General features: G+C 36.6%; 2 protein-coding genes. Both read right to left on the bottom strand.

Features of this window, described 5'->3' with window-relative positions; translation table 11 throughout:
* Positions 1–118: IS3 family transposase (locus tag A9G35_RS14175; protein WP_442902855.1), on the bottom strand; the 118-nt coding region annotated here is incomplete at its 3' end.
* Positions 119–243: 125 nt separating this feature from the next.
* Positions 244–543, bottom strand: a complete 300-nt coding sequence (locus A9G35_RS09250; protein WP_065585449.1) for a transposase — start codon at positions 541–543, stop codon at positions 244–246.
* Between the last annotated feature and the right edge of the window lie 555 nt (positions 544–1,098).

Below are 1,098 nucleotides of genomic sequence, written 5' to 3'. Positions count from 1 at the left end.
ATAAGGCTTTCATCACCCGAGCAATGTAACGGCGTGACACCCAAATATTCTCTTTTTGTAAATCAAAACGAATTCGTCTTGTACCATAAGACTGATAGCTCTGATTAAATAGCGTCACGATTTTATCGGCATAAAGCCCTACTGATTTTTGTCTATTCAATTTACACTGATAATAAGCATAATATCTTGATAATCCTAAATATTGACATAGCTTTGTTATGCTATAACGATGTCGATTTGCTTTTAGGATAGCGATTTTCGTCCTATTATCAGTGCTGCTTGCTTTAAAATATCGTTTTCCATACGGAGTTGTTTAAGCTCTTTACGCAACGCGATTAACTCTTGTTCTTGTGGACTGCGATTATCTTTTGTTTTAAATGAGCCACTTTGGCTTGATTGCGTTATCCAACGGTCCAATGCGGATGGCGTCAAATCATATTCTGCAACGATTTCACTACGTGATTTACCATGTTGATAAAGACTGACCATTTGGTGTTTAAAATCATCTGTGAATGTTCGTCTTTTGCGTTTAATCTTATTCATATTTGTTCCTTTTTTAGTTGTGATAAGTTTACCTTACCCCTTAAAAAAGTTGTATGAATTAGTGTAGCCGATCCATTATTATCACATAAATAGTTAAGATGCTGCCTGTTCGCCGATAGTGTTTATGATGACGTATCCCCAATGTAAAAAGAGATATCCCACTATATACCTTTTTGGTTAGAGCTTGTCAGTAGCTTAAGCTCTTTACAATTCACGACGTTTATCAGCAATTCACTTACGTTCATCTTTCTATTTAGCCTAGCCCCTCATGACATGCTACTTGCCATTACTTAATGTTACCTCACGATACGCATTAACCTTGCTATTCCTCAAGGGGGTACATTGTCAGGAAGCTCCATACCAGACCGTTGCCAATCTCGCACTATCCCTAGGCTACTGTTAGTCATATAACAGGTTGACTCATATTTTATATAACATAGTGCCTATAAAATATGCCAACAATGATAATAACAGCTTGTGCACTTATTTAACTTCACAATAGGTCAATTCTAGCTTAAACTATATGCTGATGGGTTCTTTCGTTTCCTTGGTCAA

The sequence above is a fragment of the Gilliamella sp. Choc5-1 genome (assembly GCF_001690595.1).
GTDB classification, from domain to species: domain Bacteria; phylum Pseudomonadota; class Gammaproteobacteria; order Enterobacterales; family Orbaceae; genus Gilliamella; species Gilliamella apicola_M.
This window is presented reverse-complemented; position numbering and strand designations above follow the sequence as displayed.